Source organism: Brachybacterium sp. FME24, assembly GCF_014897705.1.
Taxonomy (GTDB): Bacteria; Actinomycetota; Actinomycetes; order Actinomycetales; family Dermabacteraceae; genus Brachybacterium.
Genome location: NZ_JABUXV010000002.1, coordinates 167,981 through 186,190, shown reverse-complemented (window position 1 = coordinate 186,190; position 18,210 = coordinate 167,981). Strand labels below are relative to the sequence as shown.

Below are 18,210 nucleotides of genomic sequence, written 5' to 3'. Positions count from 1 at the left end.
GGTTCGACCGAGCGGCCGATCTCAGCGGCGCGGCGCCGCCCAGGTCTCGAGGCGCTCGAGGGACTGCTCGAGGGTGGAGCGGTTCTTGCAGAACGCGAGCCGCAGGTACGAGCTCGCGTCCCCGGCCTGCCCGTCGCGGTAGAACGCCGACAGCGGGATGCCGAGCACCCCGGCCTCCTCGGGCAGGCGCTCGCACAGCGCAGCGGCGTCGGCCTCGCCGAGAGGCGCGGCGTCGGCCACGACGAAGTATCCGGCCTCGGGCACGCTGACGCGGAAACCGATCCGGCGCAGCCCGTCCGTGAGCAGGTCGCGGCGCTCGCGCAGGTCCTGGGCGAGGTCGTGGAAGGCCGACGTCGGCATCCCGAGCCCCGCGGCCACCGCGGGTTGGAAGGGAGCGCCGGAGGAGTAGGTCAACCACTGCTTCACGCCGGTGATCGCCGTGACCAGCTCGGGACGGGCCGTGATCCAGCCGACCTTCCAGCCGGTCACCGAGAAGGTCTTGCCAGCCGAGGAGATCGAGACCGTGCGGTCCTGTGCCCCCGGCAGCGTCGCGATCGGCAGGTGCGCGGGACCGAAGGTGAGGTGCTCGTAGACCTCGTCGGTCACGATGATCGCGTCGTGCGCCACCGCTTCGTCGACGATCGCCTGCAGCGCGTCCACCCACAGCATGAGCCCGGTGGGGTTGTGCGGCGTGTTCACCAGCACCAGGCGGGTGCGATCGGAGAACGCGGCGCGCAGATCCTCCTCGGCGACGTCGAGCATCAGGTCACCGGTTCCCTCGGAGCGCGAGGTGACCGGGACCGTGCGGTGGACGCCGCCGGCCAGAGCGATCATCGCCGCGTACTGGTCGTAGAAGGGCTCGAGGGTCACCACCTCATCGCCCGGTTCGACGAGCGCCAGGATGGTGGCGGCCAGCGCTTCGGTGGCGCCCGTGGTCACCAGCACCTCGCTGGCCGCATCCCACCGCAGCCCGTACCACTGCGCCTGGTGCTCGGCGATCGCTTCGCGCAGCACGGCTTCGCCGATCCCCGGCGGGTACTGGTTGCGCCCCTGCCGGATCGCGGCGATGGCGGCGTCGGCCACCAGAGCGGGTGGGGCGTCATCAGGGAAGCCCTGGCCCAGGTTCAGGGCGCCGGTCGCGGTCGCCTTCGCGGACATGCGGGCGAACACGGTGGGACGCGCCTCGCCGTCGATGAGCAAGCCGGCAGCTGCGGCGGCGCGGGTCCAAGGGCCGGTGGTCTCCATGTCCCCGAGTCTGTCAGAGACGACCACGACACGGTCGCAGCGCCCAGAAGGGCGGGTCAGCGGCGGGGGAAGACGAAGCGGCCGTAGGTGACGTACCGGAACGAGGTCGAGACGATCTGGCCGATGAATGTGCCGGCGATGTTGTCGGCCAGCACCGAGTCCAGGCCCAGCACGTACCGCGAGAAGCCCAGGCAGGACAGCTGCAGACCGGCCGCGAGCACGTTGATCAGGATGAACAGCATGATCGAGCGGGTGGTGTCCGGCCGCGGGCGATCGCCGAACGTCCACAGACGGTTGCCCAGATAGGTCAGGCACGAGGCCGCCGCGATCGTGAACACCTTCGCCACGAGCGGATTGCCGTGCATGAGGCCCTCGCCCCAGCCCTCGGCCGGGTGCCAGAACACCAGCAGGTTGTACATCCCGGCGTCCAACAGGAACACCACTCCGCCGACGAGCAGGAACTTCATCGTGGAGCTCAGATGCTCCTCGAGCAGGGCGCCAGCTCGCGCGCGCAGTGATGCCCGGTGGGGTCGCCGGCTGCGGGATGAACCGCGAGGGGGTGACTCGTCCGCCCCGGCGAGCTCGAGCGACGAGCACGAGTCCCAGCTGGCAGCGGACTCGCGAGCGGTGTCCGCCGGGCCGGGCCCGGGCATCGCGGATTCCGGGGATCGGGTGGGATCCGCGGTGTCCGTCGAAGGGTCTGGCGTCAGCACGCCCGGCACTGTACCCGAGGCGTTACGATCGATGTTCTGTCGCAGCGACGGGCCGGAGGCACCTCACACGGAGTCTCTCCAGCCCTGGGAGCGCGCGGCACGACCGTTGCGACGGGTCCGACGGGAGGTCGGCGCCCTGGGAGCGCGCGGTCACAGCCGCCGCGTCGGCCCCGTGGGTGCCCCTCGGACCCGATCAGCGTGCGGCCCCCTCTACGACCGACTCGCAGGAAGAGACCCCATGACCCACGTCGCCCTCACCATCGCCGGCTCCGAGACCACCGGAGGCGCCGGCGCGCAGACCGATCTGAAGACGTTCCACCAGCTGGGAACCTTCGGCACTGCGGCCCTGACCTGCATCGTGTCCTTCGACCCGGCGAACGACTGGGCACACCGCTTCGTGCCGATCGAGCCGCAGGTGATCGCCGACCAGATCGAGGCGACCACCGCCGTGCACGACATCGATACCGTGAAGATCGGCATGCTCGGCACTCCGGCCACGATCGACACCGTCGCCGCCTCGCTCGCCGAGCGCTCCTTCACGAACGTGGTGCTGGATCCGGTGCTGATCTGCAAGGGCCAGGAGCCCGGCGCGGCCCTGGACACGGACAACGCGCTCAAGGCGCAGATCCTGCCGCTGGCGACATTCGTGACCCCCAACCACTTCGAGGCGCTCACGCTGTCCGGGATGGACAGCATCGAGACCGTCGCGGAGCTCACCGAGGCCGCCCGGCGCATCCATGACACCTACGACGTGATCGTGCTGGCCAAGGGCGGAGTGGTGCTCGAGGGTGACGACGCGGTGGACGTGTTCCACGACGGCGAGCAGACCGTCGAGCTGCGCAGCCCCAAGATCGGCCAGGAGCGGGTCTCCGGCGCCGGCTGCACGCTGGCCGCCGCCGTCACCGCCGAGCTCGCCAAGGGCGCCAGCCCGCTGGAGGCCGCGCAGGTCGCCAAGGACATCGTCACCAGCTCCATCGAGCACCGCCAGGGCGGCCACGCCCCCTTCGAGGCCGTGTACCAGGGCGCCTACCAGGGCTAATTGCGCCGGGCAGTGCCGGGGGCAGGCTGGGCTGCGCCGTGCCGGACACCGCTGGGCCGCGCCGGCCCGGGCTTGTGGTGGCCGGTTCGCCGGGGCGCGACGCATCCACTGGCGCCCAGTGCGCAGGGAGCGGCTATACAGCCGTCGCTGCTCGCCTGGCGCCAGTGGATACGAGGGACGTGGCATGGGCTGGTCGGGGTCAGGCCGGGGGTGCGGCTCCTGGTCACGAAAACGTTCCGACATGCGATCGATCGAGGCCTGATCTGGACAGATGCTCCATTCCCGCGCATTCTCAGAGCATGAGCGACAGCAGCACCTCCACCGGAGCGCACCGCGCGGAACAGCCCGCGCCCGGCGCACCGGAGACATCCGGCGCGGCAGGTGCGCCCGGGGTCGGTCACGCGGCCAGGGGTCCTGCGGCCAGAGGTTCCCGGTCCGGAAACGCCCCGAAGCAGATCGGGGAACCCCTGATCTCCGCGCGAGGCGTCGACAAGTTCTTCGGGGACTTCCAGGCGCTGAAGAACATCGACCTCGACGTCCGCCGCGGTGAGGTGGTGGCGCTGATCGGTGCCTCCGGCTCCGGGAAGTCGACCCTGTGCCGCTGCCTGAACCGTCTGGAGACCATCTCCGGCGGGGAGATCACCATCGACGGCCAGCTGCTGCCTGAGGAGGGCAAGGAGCTGACGAAGTTGCGCAGCGACGTCGGCATGGTGTTCCAGAGCTTCAACCTCTTCCCCCACCTCAAGGCGATCGACAACGTCACGCTCGGCCCGCGGAAGGTGCGCGGCCTGAGCAAGGCCGACGCCGATCAGCAGGCCACCGAGCTCCTCGAACGCGTGGGCCTCGCCGACAAGGCGAACTCCCTGCCCACAGCGCTCTCCGGCGGGCAGCAGCAGCGCGTGGCCATCGCCCGCGCCCTGGCGATGAAGCCCAAGGCCCTGCTGTTCGACGAACCCACCTCGGCGCTGGACCCCGAGGTCATCAACGAGGTCCTGGACGTGATGACCGAGCTCGCCGAGCAGGGCATGACGATGCTGGTCGTCACCCACGAGATGGGCTTCGCCCGGCATGTCTGCGACCGCGTGGTCTACCTGGACCAGGGCGAGATCGTCGAGCAGGGCGATCCCGAGGAGTTCTTCACCAACCCGCGCAGCGAACGCGCCCAGGCCTTCCTGAGCAAGATCCTCGCCCACTGAGAACCGCTGCCGACCACCGCACCCGCGACGCCCCGACCCCGCCGGACCACCCGTCGTCGCTCCACCCGGAGCGACCCGAGAATCGGAGAGATTCATGACCAGCATCAGCTTCCGACCCGGCCGACGCGCCGTGGTCACCGCCGCGGCTGCCCTGCCGATCGGCGTCGCCCTGGCCGCCTGCTCCAGCGATACCGGCGCCGGCCCCGACCTGGGCGGCGACGCCTCCGACGGCGGCGGCGCAGGCACCCCCTTCGGCGACGCCGTCGCATCCGGCCCCGTGGCCGCGGACGACGTCGTCTCCGCCAGCGCCTGGGCCACCGCGATCAAGGACAAGGACGAGCTCATCCGCGGCGGCACCCTCGCCAACCAGGTGTTCTCCCTGGCGAGCACGTCCGACGGGCCGCCCACCGGCTTCGACGCCGGCATCACCCAGCTGCTGGCCCAGTACATCCTCGGCGAGGGCGGCGCCGAGAAGGTCGAGTACATCGACACCACCGTCGAGACCCGCGAGACCCTCGTCGAGAACGGCACCGTGGACTGCGTGATCGCCACCTACTCGATCACCCCCGAGCGGCTCGAGGTCATCAACTTCGCCGGCCCGTACTACCTCTCCGGCACCGCCATCCAGGTGCGCACCGAGGACAAGGACACGATCTCGGGGCCCGAGGACCTCACCGGCCTGAACCTCGTCACCCAGGCGAACTCGACCGGAATCGCCGCCATCGAGGAGTTCGTGACCGATCCGGGGGACGTCCAGACCCTCCCGGACAACGAATCCTGCGTGGCCGCCCTCAAGCAGGGCCGCTCCGACGCCTACGTCCTGGACCAGGGCGTGCTGCTGGGCAACTCCGCCGCGGATCCGGACGTCACTGTGGTGGGCGAGCCGTTCGTGGACGACCCCTACGGCATCGGCCTGTCGAAGGACGACGAGGACGCCCTGGAGTTCTGCAACACCTTCCTGCAGGAGATCATCGACTCCGGCACCTGGGAGTCCCTGTGGACCGCCACCATCGGCGAGGTCATCGACGGCGAGGCCCCCGAGCCGCCCGTCCCCGGCGACCTCCCCGCCTGACCCGTCGATGACGGGACGGGCGCCATGCGCCGCGAATCCGCGGCACGGACCCGTCCCGTCGGCCGACATCCCAGCACCGAGAGGCCCCGATGGAAGCCATCGCCGAGAACGTCCCCCTGCTGCTGCAGGGCATCGCGTACACCGTCGCGCTGACCCTGCTCGGCTATGTGCTCGCCCTGATCGTCGGCACCGCGCTCGCCGTGTGCCGGGTCAGCCCGATCCCGCCGCTGCGCTGGGCCGCCACGGTGTACGTCGAGATCTTCCGCAACATCCCGCTGCTGAGCCTGCTGATCCTCATCGCCTTCGGCCTGCCGGACGTCGGCCTGCGGTTGCCGTACTTCTGGTGCGGGGTGCTCGGGCTGACCCTGTCGTCGGCCGCCTTCGTGTGCGAGAACGTGCGCTCGGGCATCAACACGGTGCCCGTCGGCCACGCCGAGGCGGCCCGCTCCATCGGCCTCGGCTTCTTCGGGACGCTGCGCTTCGTCGTGCTCCCGCAGGCCTTCCGCACCATGATCCAGCCGCTGGTGAACGTCTTCATCGGCACCGTGATCGGTTCGGCGCTGTGCTCGGCCATCGCGGTCAGCGAGATCACCTGGGTCACCCAGACCCTCAACATCCAGTACGCGCAGGCAGTGCTCATGTTCCTGGTCGCCGGCGCTGTCTACCTCGGGATGTCGCTGGGCGGCTCCGCCCTCGGCGGCGTGATCGAGCGCGCCGTCTCCCCGGACGCCCCCACCGGTCGCTCCCGGGGCCGCAGCGCACTGGACGTCACCGCAGGAGCGCAGGCATGAGCGCAGCCGCGGGCACCACCCGCCACGCCCCCCGCGCCGCCCATCGCAGAGCCACGCACAGCGCGACCCAGGTCCTCTTCGACGCCCCCGGCCCCAAAGGGCGCCGGCGCATCGCGCTGCTGTCGGTCCTCAGCGCCGCGGTGATCCTCGGACTGCTCGCCGCCGGACTCTGGCAGTTCCAGAAGAACGGGCAGCTGGACCCCGCGAAGTGGGTCGTCTACCTGCGAGTCGACTATCTCGCCTTCCTCGGCCGCGGCCTCCTGGGAACACTCCAGGTCACCGCGGTCGCCGCCGTCGTCGCCTTCCCCTTCGGCCTGCTGCTGGCGCTGGCCCGACTCTCCCGCTTCGGGGCGCTCAGCAGCGTCGCGACCGTGTGGATCGAGTTCTTCCGCGGCATCCCGATGCTGCTGGTGGTCTACGCCTTCCTGCTGGCCCTGCCCGCCTACGGCGTCACCTTCCCACGGTTCTGGATGCTGGTCATCCCGATGATCCTGGTCTCCGCCGCCACCACCGCCGAGGTGTTCCGCGCCGGCATCAAGGCCGTGGACAGGGGCCAGCACGAGGCCGCCTCCGCGATCGGTCTGGGCCGGCGCGACGCGCTGGTCCACGTGATCCTTCCGCAAGCCGTGCGCCTGGTGCTGCCGAGCCTGATCCTCGCGCTGGTCACCCTGCTCAAGGACTCCACCCTCGGCTACGTGGTCAGCTACAACGAGCTCCAGTTCCAGGGCAAGACGATGGTCTCCATCACCCGCTACCTGGTACAGACCTATGTGGTCGTCTCGGTCATCTACATCGCACTGAACTTCCTGCTCACCCGCATCGCGTTGGCCCTGGACGCCCGCATGAAGGCGCGCGCGGTCGCGAGTTGAGCCGGCGGGCTCCGCGCGGCGGGTCCACTCCGCCGAGCTTCCGCGGCACGCAGGAAACCTCACGACGTTCGTCGGTACGCGTGGGTAAGGTTGGACGTCCCGGCAGCAATGCACGTCGGCCCATCCCGTCTGGAGGCCCCGGTGATCGGTTTCGAGAACGTCCGCAAGGAGTACCCGGGCGGCACACTCGCCGTCGAGGATTTCAGCCTGGAGATCGCCTCGCACGAATCCGTGGTGCTGGTGGGCACCTCGGGCTCCGGCAAGACCACCCTGATGCGCATGATCAACCGCATGGTCGATCCCACCTCGGGGCGCATCACCATCGACGGCGACGACGTGGCGAGCCTGGACCCCGTGCGCCTGCGTCGCAGCGTCGGCTACGTCATGCAGGCCTCCGGGCTGCTGCCGCATCGCACCGTGCTCGACAACATCACCACCGTGCCCGTGCTGCGCGGCATCTCGAAGCGCGATGCCCGGACCCGCGCGCACGAGCTCATGGAGACCGTCGGCCTCGAGGCCGCCCTGGCCGTCCGCTACCCCGCGCAGCTCTCCGGCGGGCAGCAGCAGCGGGTGGGCGTCGCCCGCGGTCTCGCCGCCGACCCGAACATCCTGCTCATGGACGAACCCTTCGGCGCCGTGGACCCCATCGTGCGAGGCGAGCTGCAGCAGGAACTGATGCACCTGCAGCGGGACCTGAAGAAGACGATCGTCTTCGTCACCCACGACATCGACGAGGCCTTCCTCATCGGTGACCGCGTCGTGATCCTGCGGCCCGGCTGCGTCGTCGCCCAGATCGGCACCCCGCAGGAGATCCTCGCCGATCCGGCCGACGACTTCGTGGCCAGTTTCGTCGGCGCCGACCGCGGGACCCGTTCCCTGCATGTTGAGCGCGTCGACGGCCGCGACATCGTGGTGGATGCCGACGGGCGCGCCGCCGGCGTGCTGACCGCGCATGCAGCAGCCCGTTCCGGGCCGGCGGGGGAGACCCCCTCGTGAGCTGGGTGCTCGAGAACCTCGACCTGATCGCCGCCCGCACGGGCTCCCACCTGCTGCAGGCACTGCCCCCGATCCTCGTCGCCCTTGCCCTGTCCCTGCCGCTGGCGAAGCTCGCCAACTCCCAGGGCTGGCTGCGCACAGGAGTCACCACCACCTCGGGGCTGCTGTACGCGATCCCCTCGCTGCCGTTGTTCGTGCTGCTGCCCGGCATCATCGGCACGAGCGTGCGCAGCCCTCTGAACATCGCGATCGCGCTCTCGCTGTACGGGCTCGCGCTGATGGTGCCCGCAGCCTCGGACGCCTTCCGCTCCGTGAGCCGTGACGTGCTCAGCTCCGCCACCGCCCAGGGCTATGCGCCCACGGCCCGCTTCTTCCAGGTCGAGCTGCCGCTGGCCGGGCCGGTGCTGCTGGCCGGGGTGCGCGTGGTCGCCGTCAGCACGATCTCGCTGGTCACCGTCGGCGGCGTGCTCGGCGTCCCCAGCCTGGGGATGCTCTTCGTGGACGGATTCCGACGCGGGATCATCGCCGAGATCGCCGCCGGAGTGGTCCTGACCGCGGTGCTCGCCGTCCTCACCGATGCGCTGCTGGTGCTGCTGGGACGAGCGCTGATGCCGTGGACGCGACAGAGGTCGGTGAGGCGGCCATGACCGGCAATCCCTTCCTGCAGGCCCTCGCATGGTTGGCCGAGGCCGCACACTGGTCCGGCCCCTCGGGCATCCCGATGCGCACACTCGAGCACCTCGGGTACACCGCGCTCGGTGTGTTCGTCGCGGCGCTGATCGCCGTTCCGCTGGGACTGCTCGTCGGTCACACCGGGGTCGGCAAGAGCGTGGCGATCGCCTCCGCCGGCGCCGCCCGGGCACTGCCCACCCTGGGCCTGGTCACCCTGTTCGCGCTGCTGCTCGGCATCGGACTCACCGCGCCGCTGCTGGCCTTCGTGGTCCTCGCGGTGCCCTCGCTGCTGGCCGGGGCCTACTCGGCGGTCGAGTCAGCGGATCCGGCGACCGTCGATGCCGCCCGTGCGCAGGGCATGACCGAGTGGCAGATCCTCACGAAGGTGGAGATCCCGCTGGGAGTGCCTCTGATCGTGGGCGGGTTCCGCGGCGCGACCGTGCAGGTCGTCGCCACCGCGATGCTCGCCGCGTACGTGGGCAACGGCGGGCTGGGGCGCTACATCTTCCTCGGCCTCACCTCCCAGGACTACCCGCAGATGATCGCGGGTTCGCTCCTGGTGATCGCCCTCGCCCTGCTCCTCGACCTCGCCCTCCTGCTGCTGCAACGTGTCACCGCCCCGCGCGGGGCGAAGACCGCATGAGCGACTCCGGGCGCGAGGACCGCCCACCCCATCACCACTGCATCGACCCCAGGAGAACCCCCATGAGAATCCACAGCTCCCGTCGTCATCTGCTCGGTGCGATCGGCATCGGCGGCGTCGCCCTCGGTGCGGCCGCCTGCGGAGCTTCTGATCCCTTCGAGGAGGGCGGCGACACCGGCGGCGAGGGTGGGTCCGGGTCCGATGGCGGCGCTGCGGACTCGGGCACCGTCGTCGTCGGCTCCCAGGCGTACTACTCCAACGAGATCATCGCCGAGCTGTTCGCGCAGTCCCTCGAGGCCGCGGGCCTCACCGTCGACCGGCAGTACCAGATCGGCCAGCGCGAGGTGTACATGCCGGAACTGGAGAACGGGGCGCTCGACGTGCTCCCCGAGTACACCGGCAACCTGCTCCAGCACTACGACTCCGAGGCCACCTCCGCGAGCCCCGAGGAGATCCACACCGCGGCCGATGAGGCACTTCCCGACGGCCTGCGCCTGCTGCCCTTCGCCGACGCCACCGACCAGGACTCGTACACCACCACCGCCGCCTTCGCCGAGGCCAACTCCCTGACCACCATCGCGGATCTCGCCGGTGTCGAGGAGGATCTGAAGATCGCCGCCAACAGCGAGTTCGAGGTGCGCCCCTACGGCCCCGAGGGCGTGAAAGAGGTCTACGGCGTGGACGTCACCGTGGTCCCGGTCGAGGACGGCGGCGGCCCCCTCACCGTGCAGGCCCTCACCGACGGTGATGTGCAGCTGGCGGATCTCTACACCTCGGACCCCGCGATCGTGGCGAACGACCTGGTGCCGCTCGAGGATCCGGAGTCGCTGATCCTGCCGCAGAACGTCGTGCCCGTCGTCTCCGAGAAGGTCGATGCGGATGCCGAGGCGGCGATCACCGCGGTGATCGAGGCGCTCAGCGCCGACGACCTCATCGAGCTGAACCGTCAGAGCGTCGAGGAGCAGTCCAGCTCCGCCGACATCGCGACGGCATGGCTCGCGGAGAAGGGTCTGGTCTGATGCGCATCGCGATCACCGGCGCGACCGGGAAGGTCGGGGGAGCGGTGGCCACGCTGCTGACCGAGCAGCCTGCCGGGACCGGGCCGGACCTCCGTCTCGTGGTGCGCAGTCCGCGCCGCGCCCCGGAGGTCCCCGGCGCCGAGGTGGTCCGCGCCGAGTTCTCCGATGCCGCCGCCTGCCGAAAGGCCTTCACCGGGGTGGACGCGCTGCTGCTCGTCTCGGCCGGGGAATCCGCGGACCGGGTCCAGCAGCATCGCACCGCGATCGCCGCCGCCGCGGAGGCGGGCGTCGGCCATATCGTCTACACCTCGTTCCTGGGGGCCTCGACCGACGCCGAGTTCACCCTGGCCCGGGACCACGGCACCACCGAGCAGGCCCTGCGCGACTCGGGCCTGCCCTGGACTTTTCTGCGCGACAGCTTCTACGCCGACGTGCTGCTCGACTTCGCGGGCGAGGAGCGCGTGATCCGGGGCCCCGGGGGCGCGGGCCGCTGCGCCTTCGTGGCCCGGGCCGACGTCGCCGAGGTCGCCGCCGCGATCCTGCGCGATCCGGCGACATGGGCCGGTCGCACCCTGGACCTCACGGGTCCGAGCGCGGTCACCCTCGCCGAGGCGGCGATGATCTTGACCGCTGCCCGCGGCGAGGAGTACCGCTATGTCGACGAGACGCTCGAGGAGGCCCGTGCCTCCCGAGCCCCGTACGGCGCCCCGGACTGGATGGTCGAGGCCTGGATCAGCACCTACACCGCGATCGCCTCGGGCGCGCTCGACGTGGTCAGCACCGATGTCGAAGCGGTGCTGGGACGAGCGCCGCGACCCCTCGCGGAGGTTGTCGCATCACCCCTGTGACCAGCGTCGTTGACCGTGCGGTCGGCTCGCGGGTGACAACGCGCAGAGTGCGCGACAGGGTGATGCCATGACTGACAACCAGACCCACGTGACCGTCACCCGAACCGTCGATGCGCCCTCCAAGGACCTCTTCGACCTGCTCACCCTGCCTGCGCGGCACCCGGAGTTCGACGGATCCGGCACCGTCCGCTCCGCCGATGACACCGAGCGCATCACCAAGGTCGGCGAGAAGTTCGTGATGAACATGCACCGCGAGGCGATGGGCGGGGACTACCGCACCCACAGCTTCGTCACGGCCTTCGACGAGAACAAGATGGTCGGCTGGCAGCCGGCCCCCGAGGCGGAGGACGGCACCGCACCGGAGCAGCCGCTGGGCTGGGAATGGCTCTACGAGCTGAAGCCCACCGGCGCCGGCACCACCGAGGTCACCTTGACCTACGACTGGTCCAAGGTCACCGACAAGGCGCTCCTGAAGAAGGTCGGGTTCCCGGCGATCCCGCAGGAGGATCTCGAGCAGTCGCTGAACCTGCTGGCTGCGGCGGTCACGAAGCCGTGACCCCTCCGTTCCCACGGTGACGTGCCAGGAACTCACCCATACTGCAATCGAAGGGTTGCACTATGGGTGGGTTCCTGGCACGCTGGGGGGGGACGAGGCCGGTGCGGCCATCCACCGAGCGCGAGGAGCGCAGTCATGACCGTCGATCCCACCCCGCTCACCACCGACGACGTCCCCGACGAGATCGTCCGCAGCATCCACATCGACGCCACTGCCGAGACCGTGTTCGCGATCGTCAGCGAACCCGGTTGGTTCATCAACGACGGCGCCTACACCGAGCACGAGATCACCACCGACGGCGACACCTCGCACGTGGTCGACCCCGTGCACGGCACGTTCGCCGTGGCCACCGACGTGCTCGACCCGCCTCGGCGAGCGGTGTTCCGCTGGCTCGTCGGTCAGGTCGGCGAGCTCGCCGATTTCCCGAACAACACCATCGAGTTCACCATCGACCCGGTGGGATCCAGTGCGTCCGACGGGGTCCTGCTCACCGTCCGTGAACGCGGTTTCGCCGCGATCAGCGACGACGCCGCCAAACGTCGGGCGGCCTTCGAGGACAACACCACCGGCTGGATCCAGGAGCTCGAGATCGCGCGCACCCTGGCGGAGACCCGAGCGTGACCGGGCGGGCAGGCCCTGACGGTCTGCTCGCAGAGGGCGCCGATGACCTCTTCGCGGCGCTCGCCGATCGCACGCGTCGGCGCATCCTGGTGCGCCTCGCCGAGCAGCCCGACGACGCCGGCGCCGTGGCCCGCGACCTCGACGTCAGCAGGCAGGCCATCGCCAAGCACCTGCGGATCCTCGAGGACGTCGGCCTCGTCGGCGCCGCGCGGCAGAAGCAGCGCCGGGTGCACGCGGTGGAGCCCGCTCGCCTCCGGGAGATCTCCGACCTGCTCGGTCTCGTCTCGCGCGGCTGGGACCGGCGCCTGCTGCAGATCAAGGACCTGGCGGAGTCCCGGGATGATCCGTCGGCGTGATCCGTCGGCGTGATCCAGCGGCGTGATCCAGTTGTCGAGCCACGCCGCAGGTGGGAGGGCTACCCTCGCGGTATGGGCAGGGTCACCGACACCACACGGATCCGCACCGTCAGGGTGCGCGAGGGCCGGCTGTATGCCGGGCGCAAGGGCGATCACGTCGCCGTCGAGGAGCCGCTCGACATCCGGGTCAACGGGCAGCAGCTGTCGCTGACCATGCGCACGCCCGGGAACGACGTCGAACTGATCCACGGCTTCCTCCATGGCGAGGGCATCATCGCCCACCGCGAGGACATCACCGAGGCCCGCTATTGCGACGGCGCGGTGATCGACGACGGCAGCGGCTTCGCGCAGAACACGTACAACGTCATGGACTTCACGACCACGCGGCCGCAGCTGCTCCCCCTGGCGACCAGGAACTTCACCACGACCTCCGCCTGCGGGGTGTGCGGCTCGGAGAGCATCGACGCGGTGCGGCAGAAGAGTCGCTACACCCTGGTGAAGAACTGGTCACTGGATCCGCGCGTGATCCTCGGCGCCGCCCGCGCCCTCACCGACCAGCAGGCCGTCTTCGCCCGCACCGGCGGCGTCCATGCCGCCGCCCTCGTGGACCTCGACGGCACGATTCTGGTGGTGCGCGAGGACGTCGGCCGCCACAACGCTGTCGACAAGGTCATCGGCTGGGCCCTGCTCGAGGACCGCCTGCCGCTGCGTGACTGCTTCCTGCTCGTCTCCTCCCGCGCCAGCTTCGAGATCGCCCAGAAGGCCTGCATGGCCGGGATTCCCCTGCTCGCCTGCGTCTCCGCCGCGAGCTCACTGGCCGTGGGCACCGCCGAGGAGTTCGGACAGACGCTGGTGGGCTTCACCCGCGCCGCCGACGACGGCGATGGCCGCATGAACGTGTACACCCACCCCGAGCGCCTCGACCTCTCCGCCGCCGAGGGCTGACCCGGCCCGCCCCGGCCGCCGAGGGCTGACCCGGCCCGCCCCGGCCGCTCGGCGGCACCCCGGCCGGCTCTGCGTACTTCCAGGTTCTCTGCCAAATTCGGGCTCAGATGGCAGGGAACCTGGAAAATCCGCGGGTCCGCGGGTCGGCGGGTGGGGGTGGCGGTCCGGTGCGGCTCGTGGACATCGTTCCTCCCCATGTCGCCGTCGTCCCGAATCCGGGGCGACACGTCGTCGGCGGGCCCCTCGGGCCCTACGTTCGGGCCATGGCGCGACGTAAGCGGGGAGGTGCGGAAGGAGGTATCGCAGGAGCACTGCTCCATCGCGATCAGTGGAGGGCGCGGGGAGTCTACGACCGTGCTCTGGCGTCGGCCGAGTTCACCACGGTGTATCCCGGGTATCAGACTCCGACGGACGAACCGGCGTCGTTCTCGGCCATGTCATGGGTGCTCCAGAACAAGGTCCTGCCGGGTGCCGTCCTGAGCCACACCACGGCCGCGTTGCACTGGGGGATTCCTTTCCCCGTGCAGCTCGAGAGGGGCGTCAGCCTGCTCCGTCAGCCGGATCTGCCGGTATGGAAAGGCGTCGAGGTCATCCCGTCCATCGGCGAGGGGAGGTCCCTGCGGTCCGGCGCGCGGCTCCCCATCCTGCACTGTCGTCTTCCTCCGGGAGCGACCTCGGCCGTGGGGCGCGGGGTCGTCGTCCACCGGTGGCGGGAGGGGCCCACCGCAGCACGCAACGAGCTCACGGTCTCCTCCCCGTCGGAGGTGCTCCGCGAACTGGCGACGATGATGCCGCTCTGGGACGTCGTGGCAGCGATCGATGCCGTGATCGGGCCGCATTTCACGGGGCCGGAGCAGTGCCTGGAGGGCCTGGTCGCGCAGGTCGGACGGGCCCGCGGGCTGCGAGGATCCGCGCGTCTGTCCAAGGCGCTGGCGCAGGCTCGCGGGAACGTCCTCTCGCCAGGAGAGTCGTTGACCAGACTGGTCCTGTTGGCTGCCGGCTTTCCCGAGCCGGCGGCGAACCTCCACGTCCGTGACCCGATCTCCGGCCAATCGCGATACATCGACCTCGCCTGGGAACAGATCGGGCTCGGCGTGGAGTACGACGGGGACGGGCATCGGACGACGAAGGATCAATGGCGTGAGGACGAGGCGCGGCGTGACGAGCTGGCCTCCCACGGGTGGACCCTCGTGAGGGCGACCGGCGAGGACATCAAGCATCCGCGTCGACTGCTCCTGCGTCTTGGCCGGACGATGGGTGAGCGGGGCCTGTCAGTCCCGTCCCCGGAGCGCATCGGACGGTTCGTCGCAGGTCTCGGGGAGAAGCGGCCGTCGATGCAGATCGGCCGCCATCAACCCAGCGCCTGATCCAGATCCCGGGTCCCGAGAGCGCGTGAAGCGTCACGGGACCATGTGGTGCCGGGAGACGTGGTCGCCTCGTGACGAGACCTTCGCGGTGTGCGGTGTGCGGTGTGCGGTGCGCGGCGACGAGGAGTATTTCCACGTTTCCACTCAGATTTGCTCGGATTTGGCAGGGAACCTGGAAATTCGCGAGCTGGGCAGGTTGGGCAGGCTGGGCTGAGTTGGGCTGAGTTGGGCAGGCTGGGATGGGCAGGGTCCGGGGCAGGGGCCGGGTCAGCGCAGGGAGAGCAGGCTGGCGGCGGTGAGCTCGTCGACGACCAGGTCGGTGGCGACCCCGGCGCGCAGAGCGGCCCGCAGGGGCAGGGCTTTGCGGGTGCCCGCCGCGACCAGCAGCCGGCGCGGGATCCGTGCCAGTTGAGCGGGGTCCGGGCCCGAGCAGCGAGCGTTCATCGCGACATCGCGGAAGGAGCCGTCGGCCCGCAGGAACACCGTGCACACGTCACCCACCGCGCCGTCGGCCCGCAGGGAGCGCAGGTCGTCGACGGTCAGGTAGTTGTTGGTGTAGACGTGGCTGGGGACCTCCGCGTCGAAGGCGCCCACGCTGAACACGGCGAGCGTGCACTGCCGCTGCGTCTCGAGCACCCGCTGCACCGATCGCTCGTGCCACATGGCGTCCCGGGTCTTGGCGTAGTCGAAGAAGGCCGGCACCGGGAAGTGGTGGACCGTCGCGTCCCAGAGCGCCGCCGCGCGGGACAGCACCGTCGAGACGTAGGTGAGCCCGGAGCCCTCGGTGTTGATCGCGCCGTTGAGCTGCACGATCCGCAGGCCCGGCACCGGTTGCGGACGCACGCTGCCCACCAAGGCCGCGATCGTCGTCCCCCAGGCCATCCCGATGGTCATGCCGGGTTCGAGCATGTCCTCGAGGAATCCTGCCCCGGCCTCGGCGACGGCCTGCAGACGCTCGCGCTCGGCGTCGCCATGCCGCGCGGCGATCACGTGGGCGACCACGCCGTACTGCTGGGCGATCCGGCGTCGAAGGGCCTCGACCCGGTGCGCACTGGGCGGTCGTAGCGAGATCTGCACCAGGCCCTCGTCCCGGGCGTCCCGCAGCATGCGCGAGACCGTCGACCGCGATACCGACAGCGCGCTGGCGATCGCCTCCATGGTCTGGCCCTCGTCGTAGTACATCCGTGCAGCGTCATAGGCGCTCTCGAGGCGGCTGTCGGGAGTCATGGGCACAGTCTTGCACGTTCGTGCATCGGACTTGCGTCATAGTGCACGGAGGTTCGACGATGAGCGCGGAAGTCGTCACCGAAAGTCGTCATCGCGAAGGAGCGTCCACGTGTCCGATCAGCATCGGTCCGCACTCACCCCGGAGAACCGGGCGGAGCACCTCGCGCGATTGCGGTCCGCGACCGCTGACAGCCCCCTGGACGTGCTCGTGATCGGCGGTGGCGTGAACGGGGCCGGCGCGGCTTTCGATGCCGCCACCCGTGGACTGACCGTGGGCCTCGTCGAGACGCGTGACTGGGCCAGCGGCACCTCCTCGCGCTCCTCCAAGCTCATGCACGGCGGCCTGCGCTACCTCCAGATGCTCGACTTCACGCTGGTCGCCGAGGCCCTGCGCGAGCGCGACCTGCTGATCCAGCACACTGCTCCGCACCTGGTCAAGCCCATCAAGTTCGTCTTCCCCTTCTTCAAGAAGGTCGTCGACCGCGCCTTCATCGGCTCCGGCGTGATGCTCTACGACGCGATGCAGTCCGTGGGCCGCAAGCGCGCCGTGCCGATGCACCGCCACCTCCTGCACGACAAGATGCTCGAGGTGTTCCCGGGCCTGGACGGCGAGAAGGCCGTGGGCGCCCTGGAGTACTACGACGCACAGGTGGACGACGCCCGCTTCGTGATGATGCTGGTGCGCTCCGCCGCACAGCATGACGCCACGGTCGCGAACTACACGAGCGTCATCGACTACCTCCACGAGGGCGAGCGGGTGAGCGGCGCCCGGGTGCGCGACGAGGAGACCGGCGAGGAGTTCGAGATCCACGCCCGCGAGACGATCCTCGCCGGCGGAGTCTGGACCCAGGACCAGCAGGATCTCGCCGGGGCTGACGCCGGCCTCGAGGTCCTCGCCTCCAAGGGCATCCACATCACGGTCGAGCGCGACCGGATCCCCGCCGTGCCCGACACCGGCATCATCACCCAGACCGAGAAGTCCGTCCTGTTCATCATCCCGTGGGACGAGTACTGGGTGATCGGCACGACCGACACCCCGTGGACGCAGGACCCGACCGACGTCGGGGCCACCTCCGACGACATCGACTACGTGCTCGAGCACGCCAACGCCGTGCTCGCCGACGACCTCACCCGCGAAGACATCATCGGCGTCTACTCGGGTCTGCGCCCCCTGCTGCAGCCCGTGAAGAAGGGTGGGGGAAGCGGAGGCAAGTCGACGAAGGTCTCCCGCGAGCACACCGTCATGCAGATCGAGCCGGGCCTCTCCGCGATCGCCGGCGGCAAGTACACCACCTACCGGGTGATGGCCGAGGACGTCGTCGACTTCGCGATCAAGGGGTCCCAGCCGGGCCGCCCCAGCTTGACCCGCTCCGTGCCGGTGATCGGTGCCCAGGGCCACGAGGCGCTCGTGCGCGACAAGCACACGATCGCCCAGCGGCACGGGTTCGACGAGATCCGCATCGACCGCCTGCTGTTCCGCTACGGCGCACTGCTGACCGACGTGCTCGCACTGATCGACGACGAGCCCTCGCTCGGCACACCTCTCGAGCACGCCCCGCGGTACCTGCGCGCCGAGGTCCTCTACGCCGTGCGCGCCGAGGGCGCCCGTCACCTGATCGACGTGCTCCAGCGTCGTACCCGGCTGGACTACGAGACCCGGGACCGCGGCGTCGCCGCCGCCGAGGAGGTCGCCGCTCTCGTCGGCCCCGAGCTGGGTTGGGACGACGACGCCCGACGTCGAGAGATCGAGACCTACCGCGACGTGATCGCCGCCCGCCTGGACGGCGAACTGACCACCAGCGACGAGCAGGCTGCCGCTCGCATCGCCGACGCTCCGGAGGTGCCGCCGAGACGATGAGCGACCTCGGCGCCCGGGGAGGAACCCCGGGTGCCATCAGGGGCGCGCACCGCGTGCGCCCCAGCGGGACTCTCAGAGAGTCCTGCGACCGACCACTCGTTTCCCGCTCGATGCACCCCCGCTCCACGACGAGCAGAAGGGGTGACCTCGGCCTCCGGAGTGCCCCGCCCACCAGTG

19 protein-coding genes are annotated in these 18,210 nt (G+C 70.3%); 16 read left to right on the top strand and 3 right to left on the bottom strand.

Annotated features, from left to right (window positions below; all coding sequences use genetic code 11):
• Positions 1-21: 21 nt before the first annotated feature.
• Both INT51_RS02860 and INT51_RS02855 read right to left on the bottom strand, forming a co-directional pair.
• Complete coding sequence (locus tag INT51_RS02860; RefSeq protein WP_193103693.1) at positions 22-1,245, bottom strand: aminotransferase class I/II-fold pyridoxal phosphate-dependent enzyme; 1,224 nt, start codon at positions 1,243-1,245, stop codon at positions 22-24.
• Between the two features lie 56 nt (positions 1,246-1,301).
• Positions 1,302-1,958 carry a GtrA family protein gene (locus INT51_RS02855; protein WP_304502061.1) on the bottom strand — a complete coding sequence of 219 codons (657 nt, stop codon included), beginning with the start codon at positions 1,956-1,958 and terminating at the stop codon, positions 1,302-1,304.
• A gap of 238 nt (positions 1,959-2,196) precedes the next feature.
• On the opposite strand from INT51_RS02855, the gene INT51_RS02850 reads away from it, so the two are divergent.
• From INT51_RS02850 to INT51_RS02780, 15 genes are all read left to right on the top strand, one after another.
• The gene (locus tag INT51_RS02850) at positions 2,197-2,997 is read left to right on the top strand and encodes a hydroxymethylpyrimidine/phosphomethylpyrimidine kinase (RefSeq protein ID WP_193103692.1); all 801 of its coding nucleotides are present in this window, start codon (positions 2,197-2,199) and stop codon (positions 2,995-2,997) included.
• Positions 2,998-3,296: 299 nt separating this feature from the next.
• A complete protein-coding gene (locus INT51_RS02845; RefSeq protein ID WP_304502060.1) occupies positions 3,297-4,193 on the top strand; it encodes an amino acid ABC transporter ATP-binding protein in 897 nt (298 codons plus the stop codon).
• A gap of 94 nt (positions 4,194-4,287) precedes the next feature.
• Positions 4,288-5,265: a glutamate ABC transporter substrate-binding protein gene (locus tag INT51_RS02840; protein WP_193103691.1), complete on the top strand. Its 978-nt coding sequence runs from the start codon at positions 4,288-4,290 to the stop codon at positions 5,263-5,265.
• Between the two features lie 89 nt (positions 5,266-5,354).
• Positions 5,355-6,056: an amino acid ABC transporter permease gene (locus tag INT51_RS02835; RefSeq protein WP_193103690.1), complete on the top strand. Its 702-nt coding sequence runs from the start codon at positions 5,355-5,357 to the stop codon at positions 6,054-6,056.
• Positions 6,053-6,925, top strand: a complete 873-nt coding sequence (locus INT51_RS02830) for an amino acid ABC transporter permease (RefSeq protein WP_193103689.1) — start codon at positions 6,053-6,055, stop codon at positions 6,923-6,925. The genes INT51_RS02835 and INT51_RS02830 overlap by 4 nt, the downstream gene beginning before the upstream one ends.
• Before the next feature lie 141 nt (positions 6,926-7,066).
• Positions 7,067-7,921: an ABC transporter ATP-binding protein gene (locus tag INT51_RS02825; RefSeq protein WP_193103688.1), complete on the top strand. Its 855-nt coding sequence runs from the start codon at positions 7,067-7,069 to the stop codon at positions 7,919-7,921.
• The gene (locus tag INT51_RS02820) at positions 7,918-8,568 is read left to right on the top strand and encodes an ABC transporter permease (protein ID WP_193103687.1); all 651 of its coding nucleotides are present in this window, start codon (positions 7,918-7,920) and stop codon (positions 8,566-8,568) included. The genes INT51_RS02825 and INT51_RS02820 overlap by 4 nt, the downstream gene beginning before the upstream one ends.
• Positions 8,565-9,236, top strand: coding sequence for an ABC transporter permease (locus tag INT51_RS02815; RefSeq protein ID WP_193103686.1), 672 nt, complete (start codon positions 8,565-8,567; stop codon positions 9,234-9,236). Before INT51_RS02820 ends, INT51_RS02815 begins: the two co-directional genes overlap by 4 nt.
• Positions 9,237-9,298: 62 nt before the next feature.
• A complete protein-coding gene (locus INT51_RS02810) occupies positions 9,299-10,255 on the top strand; it encodes an ABC transporter substrate-binding protein (RefSeq protein WP_193103685.1) in 957 nt (318 codons plus the stop codon).
• On the top strand, positions 10,255-11,103 hold the full coding sequence (locus INT51_RS02805) for an SDR family oxidoreductase (protein ID WP_193103684.1): 849 nt from the start codon (positions 10,255-10,257) through the stop codon (positions 11,101-11,103). Before INT51_RS02810 ends, INT51_RS02805 begins: the two co-directional genes overlap by 1 nt.
• A gap of 67 nt (positions 11,104-11,170) precedes the next feature.
• On the top strand, positions 11,171-11,659 hold the full coding sequence (locus tag INT51_RS02800; RefSeq protein WP_193103683.1) for an SRPBCC family protein: 489 nt from the start codon (positions 11,171-11,173) through the stop codon (positions 11,657-11,659).
• Between the two features lie 135 nt (positions 11,660-11,794).
• Positions 11,795-12,280, top strand: a complete 486-nt coding sequence (locus INT51_RS02795) for a polyketide cyclase (RefSeq protein ID WP_193103682.1) — start codon at positions 11,795-11,797, stop codon at positions 12,278-12,280.
• Complete coding sequence (locus tag INT51_RS02790; protein ID WP_193103681.1) at positions 12,277-12,636, top strand: helix-turn-helix transcriptional regulator; 360 nt, start codon at positions 12,277-12,279, stop codon at positions 12,634-12,636. Before INT51_RS02795 ends, INT51_RS02790 begins: the two co-directional genes overlap by 4 nt.
• A gap of 72 nt (positions 12,637-12,708) precedes the next feature.
• Entirely contained in the window at positions 12,709-13,581 is an 873-nt protein-coding gene (gene fdhD, locus INT51_RS02785) for a formate dehydrogenase accessory sulfurtransferase FdhD (protein ID WP_193103680.1), read from the top strand.
• A 263-nt stretch (positions 13,582-13,844) separates the two neighbouring features.
• Complete coding sequence (locus tag INT51_RS02780; protein WP_193103679.1) at positions 13,845-14,948, top strand: hypothetical protein; 1,104 nt, start codon at positions 13,845-13,847, stop codon at positions 14,946-14,948.
• Between the two features lie 267 nt (positions 14,949-15,215).
• On the opposite strand, the gene INT51_RS02775 is transcribed toward INT51_RS02780, so the two are convergent.
• The gene (locus INT51_RS02775; RefSeq protein WP_193103678.1) at positions 15,216-16,175 is read right to left on the bottom strand and encodes a sugar-binding transcriptional regulator; all 960 of its coding nucleotides are present in this window, start codon (positions 16,173-16,175) and stop codon (positions 15,216-15,218) included.
• A 109-nt stretch (positions 16,176-16,284) separates the two neighbouring features.
• On the opposite strand from INT51_RS02775, the gene INT51_RS02770 reads away from it, so the two are divergent.
• Entirely contained in the window at positions 16,285-18,033 is a 1,749-nt protein-coding gene (locus INT51_RS02770) for a glycerol-3-phosphate dehydrogenase/oxidase (RefSeq protein ID WP_193103677.1), read from the top strand.
• Positions 18,034-18,210: the final 177 nt, after the last annotated feature.

Excerpts from the sequence above, each read along its gene's own strand:
- INT51_RS02860 (WP_193103693.1), bottom strand. The coding sequence starts at position 1,245 with ATGGAGACCACCGGCCCTTGGACCCGCGCCGCCGCAGCTGCCGGCTTG.
- INT51_RS02850 (WP_193103692.1), top strand. The coding sequence starts at position 2,197 with ATGACCCACGTCGCCCTCACCATCGCCGGCTCCGAGACCACCGGAGGC.
- INT51_RS02845 (WP_304502060.1), top strand. The coding sequence starts at position 3,297 with ATGAGCGACAGCAGCACCTCCACCGGAGCGCACCGCGCGGAACAGCCC.
- INT51_RS02840 (WP_193103691.1), top strand. The coding sequence starts at position 4,288 with ATGACCAGCATCAGCTTCCGACCCGGCCGACGCGCCGTGGTCACCGCC.
- INT51_RS02835 (WP_193103690.1), top strand. The coding sequence starts at position 5,355 with ATGGAAGCCATCGCCGAGAACGTCCCCCTGCTGCTGCAGGGCATCGCG.
- INT51_RS02830 (WP_193103689.1), top strand. The coding sequence starts at position 6,053 with ATGAGCGCAGCCGCGGGCACCACCCGCCACGCCCCCCGCGCCGCCCAT.
- INT51_RS02815 (WP_193103686.1), top strand. The coding sequence starts at position 8,565 with ATGACCGGCAATCCCTTCCTGCAGGCCCTCGCATGGTTGGCCGAGGCC.
- INT51_RS02810 (WP_193103685.1), top strand. The coding sequence starts at position 9,299 with ATGAGAATCCACAGCTCCCGTCGTCATCTGCTCGGTGCGATCGGCATC.
- INT51_RS02805 (WP_193103684.1), top strand. The coding sequence starts at position 10,255 with ATGCGCATCGCGATCACCGGCGCGACCGGGAAGGTCGGGGGAGCGGTG.
- INT51_RS02800 (WP_193103683.1), top strand. The coding sequence starts at position 11,171 with ATGACTGACAACCAGACCCACGTGACCGTCACCCGAACCGTCGATGCG.
- INT51_RS02795 (WP_193103682.1), top strand. The coding sequence starts at position 11,795 with ATGACCGTCGATCCCACCCCGCTCACCACCGACGACGTCCCCGACGAG.
- fdhD (WP_193103680.1), top strand. The coding sequence starts at position 12,709 with ATGGGCAGGGTCACCGACACCACACGGATCCGCACCGTCAGGGTGCGC.
- INT51_RS02780 (WP_193103679.1), top strand. The coding sequence starts at position 13,845 with ATGGCGCGACGTAAGCGGGGAGGTGCGGAAGGAGGTATCGCAGGAGCA.
- INT51_RS02775 (WP_193103678.1), bottom strand. The coding sequence starts at position 16,175 with ATGACTCCCGACAGCCGCCTCGAGAGCGCCTATGACGCTGCACGGATG.